Here is a 15,327-nt window from a genome sequence, read left to right on the forward strand (position 1 = left end):
ATGCAAAGCGTATATAATAAAAAAATAAAAAAATGTTCGGATAATCAAGGATTTACCATTATCGAGACTTTGGTTTCATTGGTTATTTTCTCAACATCAATTATTTTTTTGATTAGTGTATCTGCATCTGGTGCTGCTAATGCAACTTTTTCGAAAAACCGCATGACAGCATCCTATCTAGCTGAGGAGGGGATTGAACTTATGCGCGGACTTCGAGACAGTATGGTGCTTTCTAATACAACAGGAGGTGGATGGGAAACCTTTAAAACAGTAACCAATACTGGTGCTTGCAGTACAGGTTGTAATATTGATCCCGCGACACTTGCTATCTGTCCATGTACAGGATCGACGTGTCAGGTACCGGTTACGCTCTATACTGAAAGCAGTAGTTATGTCTATTATGGATATGGGCCATCCTGCCAAATTCCCACAGGGCAAACGTTCTCCCCATATACCCGAACAATAAAAATTGAATCGTTGCAGCAAGCAGACCAAAGCGATGGGTATTTGGTAACAAGTACGGTCAGCTGGCTTCAGGGTACTGTTACCAAATCAATCAAATACCAAACTGTATTTTTTAATTGGGAACCAAACCACGCGCCTTCAACCGGGGGAACTCAAGAATAATATATGGCAAAAAATACATTACCTAAAATAAATAGCATACAAAACACACAGTATACTTCTTCTCTTTATAGAAAAGAGCAACATGGCTTCGTTGTATTATTCACTGTGCTTATTGCAGGTATTGTTTTAGCGCTTGGATTAGGAATTTTTAGTATTGCGTATAAAGAATTGCAACTGACCTTTTCTGCCAAAGAATCACAGTATTCATTTTTTGCAGCAGATGCTGGCGCAGACTGTGCATTATTTTATGATCTAAAAAAAGGTAATTTTTCTGTTGCTTCTCCAGCAATTCCACAATGTAATGGTGCGCCCGTAGCGAATTTCACTAGTATTTCACCTACATCATTTTCATTTCAATTCAACTCAGGAGATAAGGGTTGCGCTGTTGTTTTTATAGACAAGGCACATAGCAGTGGGACACAAACTCGTATAATATCGAAAGGATACAATACGACATGTAATACGATAAGCACATTTGACACAAACCGCATAACTGAAAGACTTCTCGAGGTAAAGTATGCTAACCCTACTGGTGGGACAAATGGAAACGGTGGAACAAGCGATTAGTTAGACTTCTCATATCGACTGTAAGGCTAAAATGCTATACTTTGGCGCATAGTAGGTTTTTCTAGAATATGAATTCCAAAGAAGCTAACAAGAGAATACAGGCATTGCGTAAAGAGATTGTTCGCTTGCGAACTCTCTATCATGTCGATAATGCAAGAGATGTCACGGACGACGTCTATGATTCACTTACACAAGAGCTTCGTAAGCTCGAAAATGCCTACCCATCACTTAAGGATTCAACTTCATCGGTTAATAGAGTGGCGGGAGCAGTGCTTGCCAAATTTGAAAAAGTCCCACACGCGTCACGTATGCTATCGCTTAATGATGCATTTTCAAAAGAAGAAGTGCTTGATTGGCAGAAAAGGATCAAGAAATTACTTCCTGGCAAAAAAGATATAGAATATTTCTGTGAACTTAAGCTTGATGGTCTTGCGGTGTCACTTATTTATGAAGATGGGAAATTTATTCGCGGGGCAACGAGGGGAGATGGATTTATTGGGGAAGATATTACTGAGAATTTAAAAACAATTGAAAATATTCCACTCGTATTACCGAAGCCATATCCAAAGTATATTGAGATTCGCGGTGAAGCATTGCTTTCAAAAAAAGTTTGGGAACGTCTGAACAAGGAAAATGAACGTTTGGGTAAAATGCTGTTTGCAAATACTAGAAATGCCGCAGCGGGTTCGCTGCGGCAGCTTGATCCGAAATTGGCCCAAGAGCGTTCTCTAGAATTTTTTGCTTGGGATATACAAGGACTAACTGATACGTCATATTCATTAGTAACTCATTCAGAAAAGCACCTGCTCTTACGAAAACTTGGTTTTACGATTGATTCTCATGAGAAAAAAACTCAGAAGATAGAAGAAGTTTTTGCATTTATTGATGTAATTGAAAAAATTCGCCCAAGCTATCCATATGGGACAGATGGTGTGGTCATATCGGTAAATGCTTTGGATCAAGAAGAGACCTTGGGTGTGGTAGGTAAGGCGCCACGGTGGGCTATAGCTTACAAATATCCAGCTGAAAAAGCGACAACCATTGTAGTAGATATAACAGTTAACGTAGGCCGAACTGGCGCACTTACTCCACTTGCACATTTTAAACCAACGCTTGTGGCTGGCTCGACGGTTTCGAAAGCTACGCTTCATAATATTGATCAGATTAATCGTTTGGATATCAGAATCGGCGACACTGTTGTTATTCAAAAAGCTGGTGATGTCATACCTGAAGTAGTAGAAGTTCTAGTATCTTTTAGAACTGGTAAGGAAAAGAAATTCTCAATGCCTCAAGAGTGCCCAGTGTGCCGTGCTACAGTCGAACGTCGTCAGGGGGGAGCTGAAACAACAGTCGCGTATTACTGCACAAACATTCATTGCCCAGCCAGAAATCGTCGGGGTATGCAACATTTTGTCAATGTCTTTGAAATTTATGAAGTCGGTCCAAAAGTACTCGATAGGCTTAAAACTGAAGGTTTGATTAGTGATGCAGCTGATCTCTTTACACTTACTGAAGCTGATCTATCTGGACTTGAAAGATTTGGGGAAAAATCTGCCAAAAATATTATAGACTCGATAACTTCACGGAAAAAAATATCACTATGGCGGTTTTTATATGCACTAGGCATTCTCCATGTTGGCGAGGAAACAGCCAAGGATATTGCAAATCATTTTGGCTCGTTAGAAAAAATCAAGAGTGCGACAAGTGAATCAATCAATGCAATTCCGAACATTGGTCCTATTGTATCCAAATCCGTGCACACATATTTCCAAGAAAAAACTAATACTAGATTTATCGAAAAATTATTTGCCAATGGAATTCGTATTGAAAAATCAATAAAAAAACAAAATGGCAAATTTACTGGTATGACGTTTGTGCTTACAGGAACACTGCCTACGCTTTCGCGCGATGTTGCCAAAGCAAAAATTGAGAATCAAGGGGGCAAGGTCTCAAGTAGTGTTTCTAAAAATACAAGCTATGTCCTAGCAGGGGAAAGTCCTGGATCAAAATACACTGACGCTCAAAAATTAGGTATACAAACCCTTACTGAAGAAGCATTTATGCAATTATTGCAATAAGTAGCAGAAATATATTTTTCTAGTATACTTTCTGTATGCAATTACGCGATATCGATAAATTAGCAGAATTGGCACGGATGGAAATCCCACAGGCAGAAAAAGAGAAAGTCCTACAGGATTTGTCTGGGATTTTGTCGTATATTGAACAAATTAAGGAAATTGCCGTCGCGGATATTATGACAGACTACCCGTTGCGTAACGTTTTCCGAGAAGATGAGAAAGTGAATCAACCTGAGGCTTGTACAGAAACATTACTAAGAGAAATGCCTGATACACAGGATGGATTTTTAAAAGTGCAGAAAATACTTTGAGTATTTGTCTGCGCTAAAACTACATATACCACATGATACCAATACATGATCTTACAATTGAAAAAGCACATGAGCACCTTACTAATGGTGATTTCAGTGTTTGGGAATTATGCCAAGCATATCTAGAAAATATTACAGCAAGGAATACTGAACTTAATATTTATCTGGAAGTGTTTGATGATATACAAACACAAGCGCAAGCTGCTCAGGAGCGTTTTATAAATGGTACTGCGACACTTTTGACAGGCATTCCATTTGCTATGAAAGATAATATGTTGATAAAAGGCAAACGAGTGACAGCAGGATCAAAAATATTAGCTAATTACAAAGCGACATATGATGGCACGGTGTCAAAACTTCTCAAGGATGCTGGTGTGATTTTCCTTGGTCGAGCCAATATGGATGAATTTGCTCAAGGAAGTTCAACTGAAAATTCAGCATTTGGTGTAACAAAAAATCCTCTCGATAGTAGTCGTGTACCAGGAGGTTCTTCAGGAGGATCGGCTGCTGCTGTTGCTGCAAATATGGCATTAGTGTCACTCGGATCTGATACGGGGGGATCGATTCGTCAGCCAGCTGCATTTTGTGGGCTCGTTGGACTCAAGCCGACATACGATACTGTTTCTCGTTACGGACTTATTGCACTTGCGTCGTCACTTGATCAGATTGGACCAATGACAAAATCTGTACGTGATGCAGAAATTATTTTTGATACGTTAAATAAGTATGATCCACTGGATGCAACATCAATGCCGACTGCCATGCGTCACATGAAGCATGATAGTTCAAATAAAAAGATCGGTGTACCAAGAGCATTTCTTACGGGTGAGGGAATCGACAAGGGAGTGCTTGAGAATTTCAACACAAGTTTGGAACGAATGAAAGTATTAGGGTATGAAATTATTGATATTGATTTGCCACTTATGCCGTATTCACTGGCTGTCTATTATGTGTTGCAGCCAGCAGAAGCTTCTTCGAACTTATCGCGCTTTGATGGGGTGAAATATGGGTTGAAAGATAAAGGTGCTGATCTGCTTGCAACATATATGCAAACGAGAGGTAGTGGTTTTGGAATGGAGACACGGCGAAGGATATTATTGGGTACCTACGTACTATCTCATGGTTATTATGATGCGTACTACAGGAAAGCAGTCAATGTCCGTGATCAGATTACAGCTGAACTTGATCGAGCATTTGAAACGGTTGCTATAATTGCCACACCAACGACACCAACGCCAGCATTTAAGATTGGAGAAAAGACTACTGATCCGGTCCAAATGTATTTGTCAGATATTTTTACTGTACCAGCAAACATTGCTGGTAATCCAGCGATCTCAGTTCCTTCAGGGGAAAGCAATCAGGGATTGCCGTATGGCATACAATTTATGGCACCACATTTTGGTGAGAAAGTACTTTTTGCTATTGGTAAGGAATTTGAAAAAAGCGTACAATAGTACATATGGCAGATGCAAAAGCAAAACCTGCAAGCAGCACAAGTGCAGGTCCTTGGATTATAGCTTCAGTTGTTGGTATTTTCCTTGCGCTTGTTTTTATTAGTCGTGGTGTGCCTACTACGAATGAAGGGGGATTGCCGACATATTTAAATCTTGAGTATGTTTTCTATAGGATTGCAGCATTACTTCAGGCAATATGGGAAGCTCTCGTAAATGGTTCAATCTATGCAATACTTGTTGGTATTTTAACTATAGTTGGAATTGCAATGGCGATTATTATTGCGTACACCCATATTCGGTCAAAGGAAATTGAAAAGGAGCAAGAAGAAGCAATGAAAAAGGTTGCAATAACGATACCAACTAATGAGGCCAAAAATCCACGATGGGATAGTGTCAAAAAACATATGGCAACTACCAATGAAAGTGAATGGCGACAGGCGATTATTGATGCAGATATTATTCTTGATGAAATGGTGAATCGGATGGGATACAAGGGCGAGAATCTGGGTGAGAAACTAAAGGTAATTGAAGCAAGTGATTTTACTACACTCCAGGATGCATGGGATGCGCATAAAGTCAGAAATCAAATCGCTCACGATGGTTCAAATTTTGAGTTGACAGAGCATGAAGCTAAACGAGTCATTGGGCTCTATGAGAGGGTCTTTCGAGAATTTGATTTTATTTAGTTTTCTATATCTGGAATAAATAATTTTCTCATCTGCGGAACTCGCAATTTCTATGGAAATTGCTCAGACAAATCCTCGACTCGAAAATTACTTATTCTAGACTTTACAATTTTTAGGTTGCAAAATATCCTAATTTGGCTAGAATGGGAAAGCATTACTAAAATCAGATCGCGGGTAGAAATGGTTATCTCCAGTGAGACTACAGCGCGAATAACCAGAGGTTATGAGTATTGGTAAATGGTATAGTAAGTAATATAAAAATATCGCGGGGTAGAGAAGTGGTTATCTCATCAGGCTCATAACCTGAAGACGGCCGTTCGAATCGGCCCCCCGCAACACTCCCGCCACAGGCGGGCAAGTCGGCAAGTGACATGCCACATCTCATGTCTTTGGGCCGTTGCTTTAGTTAGTGGTGAATATGACGGGTAGGCTTTGCCGAACAATGTCGTCACGATATACTTCGTGGCAATACCATCGACAAAAAGCAAAAATGTTTGCTTTTTGTCGGGGTAGCTTCCGCCAAAGGCGGACAAGCAGTCAATATGTTTTGACTTTTACCCGCCAATGACGGAGTAGCTCAGTTGGTAGAGCACAGGACTCATAAGCCTGGGGTCGCGAGTTCGATCCTCGCCTCCGTCACAGTGTCCGTCATATGGCGGGCATAAGCCCGGGGTCGCGATTTCGATCCTCGCCTCCGTCACAGTTACTTGAACATACAATGTTCAAGATGATATAAAAAGAGAATAAAATATTTGTGATTGTGGCTGTTTTGGCTAGACAAGCAAAGATGATATAAAAAGAGAATAAAATATTTGCGACCGTAGCTCAGCTGGTTAGAGCGCCCGCCTGTCACGTGGGAGGTCGCCGGTTCAAGTCCGGTCGGTCGCGCAAGAATTTGGTATTAAAAAAATTTTAATCTATGAAATATACATTTAAAGCATTGACCCTGTTTATTGGACTTACGGCTATACTGTTCGTATTTTTCGTCTTTAATATCAATTCTAGTAATGGTAGTAGTACACTGGCTTTTGGTTCTGTATCTAATTTAAATATTGAGACACTAAATAACTGGCGTGCAGCTGGTGGTTTTACACGAGAACTTCAGTTAGGTAATCACGGAGGGGATGTAAGCTATTTACAAAAATATTTGCGTAGCATATATCCCAAAAGTATTTCACGCATAGACGGTGTGTTCGGTATAGAAACCACAAATGCACTTGCTCTTTTTCAAAAAGACGCATCTTTGCCCATAACTGGCATGTTTGATAAAGAAACAAAAGAAACAATAAATCAATTATTCATAGGAGCCCTTTGCCCCAAGGGTGATGTGGCATATGCTGAGACGTTACTATTGCCGATAAGCAAAACACAAATGGTAGATAGAGACTACGCACCATCTGATCTGGTCGTATTACCAGAACAAGTGGTGACGAATGGCATTATATGTCTGAGAACTGAAACAGCAGATGCTTATATTCGTATGACCGATGCTGCACGTACTCAAGGGCTCGTTATACGTATTACATCTGGATTTCGGAATTTTGAAATACAAGAATACCTATTTAATTTCTATACTAAACTACGAGGTATAGCATATGCGAGTAGAGTAAGTGCATTACCAGGGCATTCAGAACATCAATTAGGGACAACAGTAGATCTCACGGGAGCATCATTGCGCTATGTATCAACGAGTCATTCATTTGCGCAGTCACCTGAAGGTAAATGGCTTGCAGCACATGCCGGTGAATATGGCTTTGTGCTAAGTTATCCTAGGGGCAAAGAATCAATAACAGGTTATACCTATGAGCCGTGGCACTATCGCTATGTAGGGATTGCACATGCAGAAGCACTCAAATCATCTGGTCAAACTCTAAAAGAATATTTGGAAAACCTAGAGACGACAGAACAACTTTAGTATGTACCATCCAACAGTTGAAACAATAAAGACACTTTTGGATTCTAAAAGTATTGTGTATGAGGCATTTGAACATGCTCCTGTTCGGACCAGCGAGGAAGCAGCTAGTATCCGCCATGGGTACACAATCCATCAAGGAGCCAAGGCAATTATTGTGCGTGTAAAAATACCAAACGAAGCTAAAAAATTTATTATGCTCGTTGTGCCTGGGGACATGCGCTTTAGCGAAAGGCAACTGAAAGCAAATCTTGGTATTACAGAAGTTAGATTTGCAACAGAAGTCGAAGTAGGCGAGATAACGGATGGCATACTTCCAGGGGGAGTACCACCATTTGGTAATCTATTTAGCCTAGAAGTCTATGTGGATCCAGAAGTTTTAAAAAATGAAAAAATTATTTTTAATGCAGGTGATCGATCGTATTCTATCGCAATGAAAGCGGCGGATTATGAGAAAATAGTTACCCCTACAATTGTCCAGATTACTTAAGCTTATTTGCAAAAAAGTAGAAAATCTCTATAGTTGAAGAGTATTTTAAGGTTATTTTCTAATAACCAAAAAAAACGATAGCTTGCATGCCGTTGTAGCTGTTTTGGTAGATCTAAAAGTATATATGCTGCCGTAGCTGTTTTGGTAGATCTAAAAGTATATAAGCCGTTGTAGCTCAGTTGGTAGAGCACGTTCTTGGTAAGAACGAGGTCTCCGGTTCAATCCCGGACAACGGCTCATAAAAAACTCTCATTGACTCAAGTCATAGGTGAGTATAGACTAATGCAAACCTTTGATAAATAAGGTACTGGCGCTCCTACAAGAGTGTTTTTTAATGTAACCTTTATAAAATAGAAAAATGAATAGACTTAAGAAGATTACCTCAAATGGATTAACCTATGATGATGTTCTCATCCTACCTGGTTATTCAGAAGTATTGCCTCGACAAGTGAATACGAGTACAAATCTTACTAAAAACATTCGACTCAACGTTCCGGTGCTTTCAGCGGCCATGGATACCGTCACCGATTGGCAAATGGCTATTGCCATGGCAAGTCAGGGTGGCCTAGGTATTCTGCATAAAAATATGTCTATTGAAAGGCAGGCGGAGGCAGTGCGAAGGGTGAAACGAAGTGAAAGTGGTCTCATTATTGATCCGACCACACTTCATCCGGAAGATACTATTGGTCAGGCACTGCAGCTCATGAAGGAATTCAAGATCGGTGGCATTCCCATTGTAGACAATGAAAAGAAATTGGTAGGTATCCTTACCAACAGGGATCTCAGGTTTGAAAAGAATATGAAGCGGAAAATTTTAGAAGTGATGACAAAGGACAGGTTAGTTACCGCACCTGAAGGTACAGATCTGAAAAATGCAGAAGAAATTCTGCAGGACTATAAGGTTGAGAAACTTCCCGTTGTAGACAAGAAAGGCAAATTAAAAGGTCTTATAACTTATCGGGATATTTTGAAATTAAAAAGTCATCCAAATGCGTGTAAAGACACCTTTGGACGACTTCTGGTAGGCGCAGCTGTTGGAGTGACGACAGATATATTGGATCGTATAGAAGCTCTTGTTCACAATGGGGTAGATGTTATTTGTATTGATACTGCGCATGGTCACTCTCATGGGGTACTAGAGTCAGTAAAAAATGTGAAGAAAAAATTCAAACATCTTGAGGTAATTGCCGGTAATGTAGCGACCAGTGAAGGTGCAGCAGCACTTGCAGAAGCTGGAGCTGATGCTGTAAAAGTTGGCGTAGGTCCAGGATCAATATGTACTACTCGAATTGTTACAGGGGTAGGCGTACCACAACTTACAGCTGTAATGGAAGCAGCAAGAGGATTGAAGAAATATAATATTCCACTCATTGCAGACGGCGGTATTCGATACACTGGTGATATTGTCAAAGCAATCGTAGCCGGTGCTGATGCGGTTATGGCAGGTTCACTTTTTGCAGGACTTGAAGAATCTCCAGGTGAGACAATTATTTTCGAGGGTCGCAAATTTAAGTCATACAGAGGTATGGGTTCGATCGAAGCTATGCAGGACGGATCCAAAGATCGTTACTTTCAGGATGCAGAAGATGACATAAAGAAACTGACTCCTGAAGGAATAGTTGGCCGTGTTCCATATAAAGGGACACTCGCTGAAGTAATGGTGCAGTGTATTGGTGGATTACAAGCAGGTATGGGCTATACTGGCTCTCCAGATATTCCAACACTAAAGCAAGCACGATTTGTTCAAATTTCAACTGCGGGTATTCGTGAAAGCCATGTGCATGATGTGGCAATCACGAATGAAGCACCAAATTACAGTAAATAAAATAATTCACAAAAAATTCTTTTCACAAAAATCTCGTTTGAAAATGAAACAGATACTAGCAGTTATTCAAGGCTTCATTGATGTCCTTATTGGATTGCAATGGGGTGACGAAGGAAAAGGGAAAATAGTAGATTACTTATTGAATCTATATGACATTGTTGTCAGGTTCCAAGGTGGGCCAAACGCAGGTCATACATTGGAATTTGAAGGTAATAAGATTGTTTTGCACTCGTTACCATGCGCTTTTGGTCAAAAAGATAAAATAGGATGTATGGGTGCCGGTATGGTAGGGAATCCAATTAAAATAGTTAATGAAATCCATGAGCTTGAAAGCCTTGGTATTGAAGTAATCAGTCGATTATTTATATCCCGGCATATGTCTCTTATTGCACCGTTCCATATCTATCGCGATATGGCTGAAGAGAAGAAGAAAGAAGTATCAACTGGCAAGAAAATCGGTACAACATGTCAAGGTATCGGACCGGCATATGAAGATAAATATGCAAGGCGCGCACTCCGGATGGGAGATATTCTTTCACCAGACTTCCTTATTCGATTTGAAGCATGGGAAGCATATCACATGGAGCAGTTTACTCTTTTCGAGAAATACTTCTCTTTTCCGATGGAAGAGTATCTGAAAGATAAGGCAGATTGGCTACGTGCAATTGAATTCGTTAGGACTCTCAATATTGTTGATTTGTCGCAATATTTACTAGACGCCATGAAGCAAGGTAAAAAAATACTTGCAGAAGGTGCTCAAGGCAGCATGCTTGATGTTGATTACGGTGATTTCCCTAATGTAACCAGTTCTTCCACTTATGCAGCATATGCAGCAGTAAGTTTGGGGGTTCCAGCACACTCAATCCGCACTGTCATGGGAGTTATTAAACTCTATGCTACCAAAGTTGGTAGTGGTGCATTTCCATCACGTATGCCTAAAGAGGTAGAAGAGAAATTCAGAAAGGAAGGTAATGAGTATGGTGCAACGACGGGGCGTCCTCGAAATTGCGGATGGTTGGATTTGCAGGCATTACGGTATGTTGTCGAAAGAAATAATGTAACAAAAATGTTCATTACCAAAGTGGATGTTTGTCCAACTAATATCATCAAAGTTGTTACACACTATAAAAAAGATGACGAAATTATTAAAGAATTTCCGTCAACTTTTGAAGGAATAACTTGTGAGACTGAAGAACATTATGGATGGCAGGTATCTCCAGGATCAATGAAGACGCAAGATATTCCACCATCTCTTTGTAACTTTCTTAACTGTTTGGAAAACGTCTTTGCTGCCTGGAATTGTGATCCAATAATTATCGAAGCAATTGGTACAGGGCCTGATCGGAAAGATATTGTTCGTTGGCAAAGTTAATTAAATAGATTTTTAAACCTGTACATATGTACAGGTTTTTTTGTTTGAATACTTAGGTAAAATCTGCTACAGTCCAGGCGTGTTATAGTGGATAAATCAATTTGCCACCCTAGCTCAGTTGGTACCTGCCCGAATGACTGTAGAAGAATTATAATAAGCCGATGTAGCTCAGTTGGTAGAGCATCGCTTTCGTAAAGCGAGGGTCGTCAGTTCAATCCTGACCATCGGCTCAAGTAGTCATTCAGTCGGGCGGGGAGCATCGCTTTCGTAAAGCGGGGGTCCCGAGTTCGATCCTCGGGGGTGGCTCAAAATTTGTAAAATATTTTATGAGAAATACCTATGCAACCATATCAATACGCACATTACAAAACAATGCAGATAGTATTACGCATGCTTGTAAACCAGGCGTAAAAGTTTGTGCCGTAGTAAAAGCTGATGCCTACGGTCATGGCATGCTACAAGTCGCACAAGCTCTCGCAAAGCATGTGGATTATTTTGCAGTGGCTCTGGTATCAGAAGGTTGTGTGCTTCGAGCAAATGGCGTTGAACTTCCTATTCTTGTTTTCGCGGCATTAGATACTCAGGAAATTGAGAGTGCAATTACACATAATCTTACCTTAACAGCATCTTCAGTTGATAAACTTGTTCTCATATGTAATGTTGGTCAAAAACTGGGGATACTGCCAAAAGTGCATTTGAAAATTGATACAGGTATGGGTCGTATTGGTGTGCACTGGGATCGATCTGAACCTTTAATACAAAAAGCTGTAGAATTTTCAAAAAATAAGATGATGATCTGTGAAGGATTGTACTCGCATTTTTCAGATAGTTTGGATACTAATTTTACTAAAGTACAAGCCGAGCGTTTTATTCGGATTGTTGAATACGCAAAGATACAGCATCTTTCTCCGCCACTGATTCATGTGTGTAGTTCGCGATCAATTTTCTTATATCCAGAGTATCATTTCACGATGGTAAGACCAGGCATAGCACTCTATGGAATCGAACCTGATTATGATTCTGGTATACTGCCAAAATCAATTCATCCAGTGTTAGAGTTAAAAACAAAAGTCGTATATTTTAAAGTTCGTGAACAAGGGGAATTTATTGGCTATGGGAGATCGTATACAATTACAAATATGTACGAACGTTTAGTGACTATTCCTATTGGGTATGCAGATGGATATCCGCGACGACTATCAAATAAAGGGAAAGTATTAATCCATGGCAAAAAATATCCTGTAGTTGGTCGTATATGTATGGATCAAACAATGGTCTCGCTTGGTGATGAAGGAGAGGCATATCTCGAAGATACAGTAACATTGATTGGTCACGAAGGAAATGAAACTATCAAAGTTGAAGATATTGCAAGAATAGTTGATACTACACCTCATGAAATTACAACTTGTATTTCAAATCGCGTACCAAGGATTTATACTTAAATTGCAAGGTAGAACTGTATTAGTATATTTACATATATGAATGAACAGGAAATTGAGCAAAGAATAACTGAAATCGAAACTAGTATGACATCTGGGGATTTTTGGTCTGACAAATCAAAAGCGCAGTTGCTTGTTAGGGAACTTCAGGATCTTAAGAACAAGAAAGATGGCGTAAATGGTTTCGATGCGGGTAATACCATTTTCTCTATAGTTTCAGGCGCAGGAGGTGCTGATGCAGAAGATTTTGGCCGAATGCTATTTCTTATGTATATGAAATATTTCCAAAGAAACGGTTTTGCTGCCAAGGTAATTCATGAGAATGCCAATGATCATGGCGGTTATCGTAACATAACTGTTGAAGTTGTTGGCAAGGGCGCCTATGGATTACTCAAGCATGAAAATGGTGTGCATCGGCTCGTACGACTCTCACCATTTAATTCGAAAGCTAAACGCAATACTAGCTTTGCGCTCGTTGAGTTCATTCCTCAAATTCCAAAAGCACTTATGCCGGAATTACATGAAGGCGATATAGTAATCGAATTTACCAAAGCTGGTGGGCCGGGCGGTCAAAATGTGAACAAACGCGAAACGGCAGTCAGAGTTACTCATGCTCCAACGGGGATTACAGTTCATGTACGTGAAGAACGTTCACAAGAACAAAATCGTGAACGAGCGTTGGAAATACTTCGCGGCAAACTATGGAAGAAAGCACAAGACGAACAAAAAACATTAGCAGAGAGTTTACAGCTAACAAAGGGTACTGATATCGAGTGGGGGAACCAGATTCGTTCGTATGTATTGCATCCCTATAAAATGGTCAAAGATCACCGAACGGACGTGGAAACAAGCAATGTTGACAGTGTCCTTAGTGATGGTGAACTTGATGCTTTCATCGAAGCAGAAAAAAAGTTATACTAGGGATATTGCATGATTAACTTCAATAGTGTTACTAAGCTATATCCCGGTGCCAAAGAGCCATCACTTGCTAATATTGATTTGGCTATTGCTGAAGGTGAATTTGTCTCGATTGTAGGGCATTCGGGTGCTGGGAAAACGACCCTTACAAAGCTCATACTAGCTGAAGAGCGTCCGACTGAGGGGTCAGTTTTTTTTGAATCAAAAAATATTCACGAGCTTAAAAGTCGTGCGATTACGGGTTTGCGTCGCCAAATCGGCGTTGTGTTTCAGGATTTTCGCCTGTTGCCCAATAAGACTGCATATGAAAACATCGCTTTTGCCATGGAGGCAGCTGGTAAAACAGACGAAGATATAGCTTCAGATGTGCCACATGTGCTTGAGCTTGTTGATCTTGGAAATAAAATATTTAGTTTTCCACACCAACTCTCGGGTGGTGAGAAACAGCGACTTGCTATTGCTCGAGCTATTATTAATCAGCCAGATGTTATCATTGCAGATGAACCGACTGGAAATTTGGACCCGATTAATACATACGAAGTGGTACAGATTTTAAAAAAGATTAACGATCTTGGCACCACAGTACTTTTGACGACTCACAATCGTGGTGTTATTGAATCAATCGGTAGACGTGTAGTTACACTTGAGAAAGGCCGGATTGTTAGAGATGACAAAGATGGGAGATATAGCATGTAATTTTTATTTTTTTAATATATATGACACTTCTAGATATAAAACGTATTATCCGATCTGGCTTCATAAGCTTTTGGCGAAATGGCATTGTCTCTGTCGCATCGCTCCTGGTGACAACGATTACACTTTCAGTTATTGCAGGACTTATTCTACTCCAAGCCGTGCTACATATTTCGCTTGAGCAAATTGAGAATAAAGTTGATGTGACCATCTACATGACGACAGGTGCAGCTGAAAATAAAATTACCGATATTAAGGCCTCACTTGAACAATTACCTGAAGTCAAAACTGTAACCTATGTTTCAGCAACAGAGGCGCTTGATAATTTTAAAAATCGTCACCAAGATGATTTCTTGACTTTGCAAGCACTCGAAGAATTGGGGCAAAATCCTCTTGGTGCAACACTCAATGTCAAAGCCAAAGACCCTTCGCAATATGAAAGTATAGCCAAGTTTCTAGATACAGAACAAGCTAAGCCAGACGCAGGTGGTGTCATTGATAAAATTAATTATCATCAAAACAAGATTGTTATTGACAGACTCAATTCGATTATTGCAGGCGCTCGAGAATTGGGCTTACTGCTCACGATCGTTTTTGTAGCCATTTCAATTATCATTACCTTTACGACTATTCGGTTAACGATATACTTTACGCGTGAAGAAATTGGAGTTATGCGACTTGTCGGTGCAGAAAACAAGTATATTCGTGGTCCATTTATGGTTGAGGGTATTTTATATGGCACCATTGCCTCAATTTTGACTATAGTAGCGTTTTTGCCACTGACGTATTGGTTGGGAAGGAATATGACTGAGTTTCTCGGTATGAACTTATTTGATTATTTCATCCGTAACCTGCTTCAAGTTTTTGCCATTGTCTTAGTTTCTGGTATACTCTTGGGAGCAATTTCAAGTTTTCTAGCAGTTAGAAAGTATTTAAGAAAATAATCTATTTAGCC

The 15,327-nt window shown here is 40.0% G+C and carries 14 protein-coding genes and 6 tRNA genes; all 20 read left to right on the plus strand.

Translation table 11 applies throughout. The annotated features are described in order from the left end of the window. Entirely contained in the window at positions 1-627 is a 627-nt protein-coding gene (locus tag IPF86_02485) for a prepilin-type N-terminal cleavage/methylation domain-containing protein (protein ID QQR49934.1), read from the plus strand. Between the two features lie 3 nt (positions 628-630). Then, positions 631-1,194 carry a hypothetical protein gene (locus IPF86_02490; protein QQR49935.1) on the plus strand — a complete coding sequence of 188 codons (564 nt, stop codon included), beginning with the start codon at positions 631-633 and terminating at the stop codon, positions 1,192-1,194. Between the two features lie 68 nt (positions 1,195-1,262). Further along, entirely contained in the window at positions 1,263-3,272 is a 2,010-nt protein-coding gene (gene ligA / locus IPF86_02495; protein QQR49936.1) for an NAD-dependent DNA ligase LigA, read from the plus strand. 35 nt (positions 3,273-3,307) lie between these two features. Continuing rightward, entirely contained in the window at positions 3,308-3,583 is a 276-nt protein-coding gene (gatC, locus tag IPF86_02500; GenBank protein QQR49937.1) for an Asp-tRNA(Asn)/Glu-tRNA(Gln) amidotransferase subunit GatC, read from the plus strand. Between the two features lie 32 nt (positions 3,584-3,615). Further along, positions 3,616-5,037, plus strand: a complete 1,422-nt coding sequence (gene gatA, locus IPF86_02505) for an Asp-tRNA(Asn)/Glu-tRNA(Gln) amidotransferase subunit GatA (GenBank protein QQR49938.1) — start codon at positions 3,616-3,618, stop codon at positions 5,035-5,037. Between the two features lie 5 nt (positions 5,038-5,042). Then, positions 5,043-5,723, plus strand: coding sequence for a hypothetical protein (locus IPF86_02510; protein QQR49939.1), 681 nt, complete (start codon positions 5,043-5,045; stop codon positions 5,721-5,723). A 264-nt stretch (positions 5,724-5,987) separates the two neighbouring features. Continuing rightward, a tRNA-Met gene (locus IPF86_02515) sits at positions 5,988-6,059 on the plus strand. A gap of 230 nt (positions 6,060-6,289) precedes the next feature. Beyond that, positions 6,290-6,362: transfer RNA gene (locus IPF86_02520), tRNA-Met, on the plus strand. A gap of 175 nt (positions 6,363-6,537) precedes the next feature. Further along, positions 6,538-6,611, plus strand: a tRNA-Asp gene (locus tag IPF86_02525). Between the two features lie 31 nt (positions 6,612-6,642). Then, positions 6,643-7,638: a D-alanyl-D-alanine carboxypeptidase family protein gene (locus IPF86_02530; GenBank protein ID QQR49940.1), complete on the plus strand. Its 996-nt coding sequence runs from the start codon at positions 6,643-6,645 to the stop codon at positions 7,636-7,638. Position 7,639: 1 nt separating this feature from the next. Further along, positions 7,640-8,125, plus strand: coding sequence for a hypothetical protein (locus tag IPF86_02535; protein ID QQR49941.1), 486 nt, complete (start codon positions 7,640-7,642; stop codon positions 8,123-8,125). 164 nt (positions 8,126-8,289) lie between these two features. Beyond that, positions 8,290-8,362 (plus strand) — tRNA-Thr (locus tag IPF86_02540). A gap of 121 nt (positions 8,363-8,483) precedes the next feature. Further along, positions 8,484-9,950, plus strand: a complete 1,467-nt coding sequence (guaB, locus tag IPF86_02545; protein QQR49942.1) for an IMP dehydrogenase — start codon at positions 8,484-8,486, stop codon at positions 9,948-9,950. Positions 9,951-9,993: 43 nt separating this feature from the next. Beyond that, positions 9,994-11,322 carry an adenylosuccinate synthetase gene (locus IPF86_02550; GenBank protein ID QQR49943.1) on the plus strand — a complete coding sequence of 443 codons (1,329 nt, stop codon included), beginning with the start codon at positions 9,994-9,996 and terminating at the stop codon, positions 11,320-11,322. Positions 11,323-11,479: 157 nt separating this feature from the next. Continuing rightward, positions 11,480-11,552 (plus strand) — tRNA-Thr (locus tag IPF86_02555). Then, positions 11,549-11,625, plus strand: a tRNA-Thr gene (locus IPF86_02560). Before IPF86_02555 ends, IPF86_02560 begins: the two co-directional genes overlap by 4 nt. Before the next feature lie 23 nt (positions 11,626-11,648). Next, positions 11,649-12,764 (plus strand): alanine racemase, encoded by a 1,116-nt coding sequence (gene alr, locus IPF86_02565; GenBank protein ID QQR49944.1) that lies wholly within the window; start codon positions 11,649-11,651, stop codon positions 12,762-12,764. A gap of 36 nt (positions 12,765-12,800) precedes the next feature. Next, the gene (locus IPF86_02570) at positions 12,801-13,682 is read left to right on the plus strand and encodes a PCRF domain-containing protein (GenBank protein ID QQR49945.1); all 882 of its coding nucleotides are present in this window, start codon (positions 12,801-12,803) and stop codon (positions 13,680-13,682) included. A 9-nt stretch (positions 13,683-13,691) separates the two neighbouring features. Then, on the plus strand, positions 13,692-14,375 hold the full coding sequence (ftsE, locus tag IPF86_02575) for a cell division ATP-binding protein FtsE (GenBank protein ID QQR49946.1): 684 nt from the start codon (positions 13,692-13,694) through the stop codon (positions 14,373-14,375). Positions 14,376-14,395: 20 nt separating this feature from the next. Further along, positions 14,396-15,316, plus strand: coding sequence for an FtsX-like permease family protein (locus tag IPF86_02580; GenBank protein QQR49947.1), 921 nt, complete (start codon positions 14,396-14,398; stop codon positions 15,314-15,316). Positions 15,317-15,327: the final 11 nt, after the last annotated feature.

The sequence above is a fragment of the Candidatus Nomurabacteria bacterium genome (assembly GCA_016699085.1).
In the GTDB taxonomy this organism is placed as follows: domain Bacteria; phylum Patescibacteriota; class Minisyncoccia; order Phycocordibacterales; family UBA9973; genus CAZLWF01.

What these genes read in the sequence shown, in the direction of transcription:
- IPF86_02485 (QQR49934.1), top strand. Translation starts at nt 1, where the DNA reads ATGCAAAGCGTATATAATAAAAAAATAAAAAAATGTTCGGATAATCAA.
- IPF86_02490 (QQR49935.1), top strand. Translation starts at nt 631, where the DNA reads ATGGCAAAAAATACATTACCTAAAATAAATAGCATACAAAACACACAG.
- ligA (QQR49936.1), top strand. Translation starts at nt 1,263, where the DNA reads ATGAATTCCAAAGAAGCTAACAAGAGAATACAGGCATTGCGTAAAGAG.
- gatC (QQR49937.1), top strand. Translation starts at nt 3,308, where the DNA reads ATGCAATTACGCGATATCGATAAATTAGCAGAATTGGCACGGATGGAA.
- gatA (QQR49938.1), top strand. Translation starts at nt 3,616, where the DNA reads ATGATACCAATACATGATCTTACAATTGAAAAAGCACATGAGCACCTT.
- IPF86_02510 (QQR49939.1), top strand. Translation starts at nt 5,043, where the DNA reads ATGGCAGATGCAAAAGCAAAACCTGCAAGCAGCACAAGTGCAGGTCCT.
- IPF86_02530 (QQR49940.1), top strand. Translation starts at nt 6,643, where the DNA reads ATGAAATATACATTTAAAGCATTGACCCTGTTTATTGGACTTACGGCT.
- IPF86_02535 (QQR49941.1), top strand. Translation starts at nt 7,640, where the DNA reads ATGTACCATCCAACAGTTGAAACAATAAAGACACTTTTGGATTCTAAA.
- guaB (QQR49942.1), top strand. Translation starts at nt 8,484, where the DNA reads ATGAATAGACTTAAGAAGATTACCTCAAATGGATTAACCTATGATGAT.
- IPF86_02550 (QQR49943.1), top strand. Translation starts at nt 9,994, where the DNA reads ATGAAACAGATACTAGCAGTTATTCAAGGCTTCATTGATGTCCTTATT.
- alr (QQR49944.1), top strand. Translation starts at nt 11,649, where the DNA reads ATGAGAAATACCTATGCAACCATATCAATACGCACATTACAAAACAAT.
- IPF86_02570 (QQR49945.1), top strand. Translation starts at nt 12,801, where the DNA reads ATGAATGAACAGGAAATTGAGCAAAGAATAACTGAAATCGAAACTAGT.
- ftsE (QQR49946.1), top strand. Translation starts at nt 13,692, where the DNA reads ATGATTAACTTCAATAGTGTTACTAAGCTATATCCCGGTGCCAAAGAG.
- IPF86_02580 (QQR49947.1), top strand. Translation starts at nt 14,396, where the DNA reads ATGACACTTCTAGATATAAAACGTATTATCCGATCTGGCTTCATAAGC.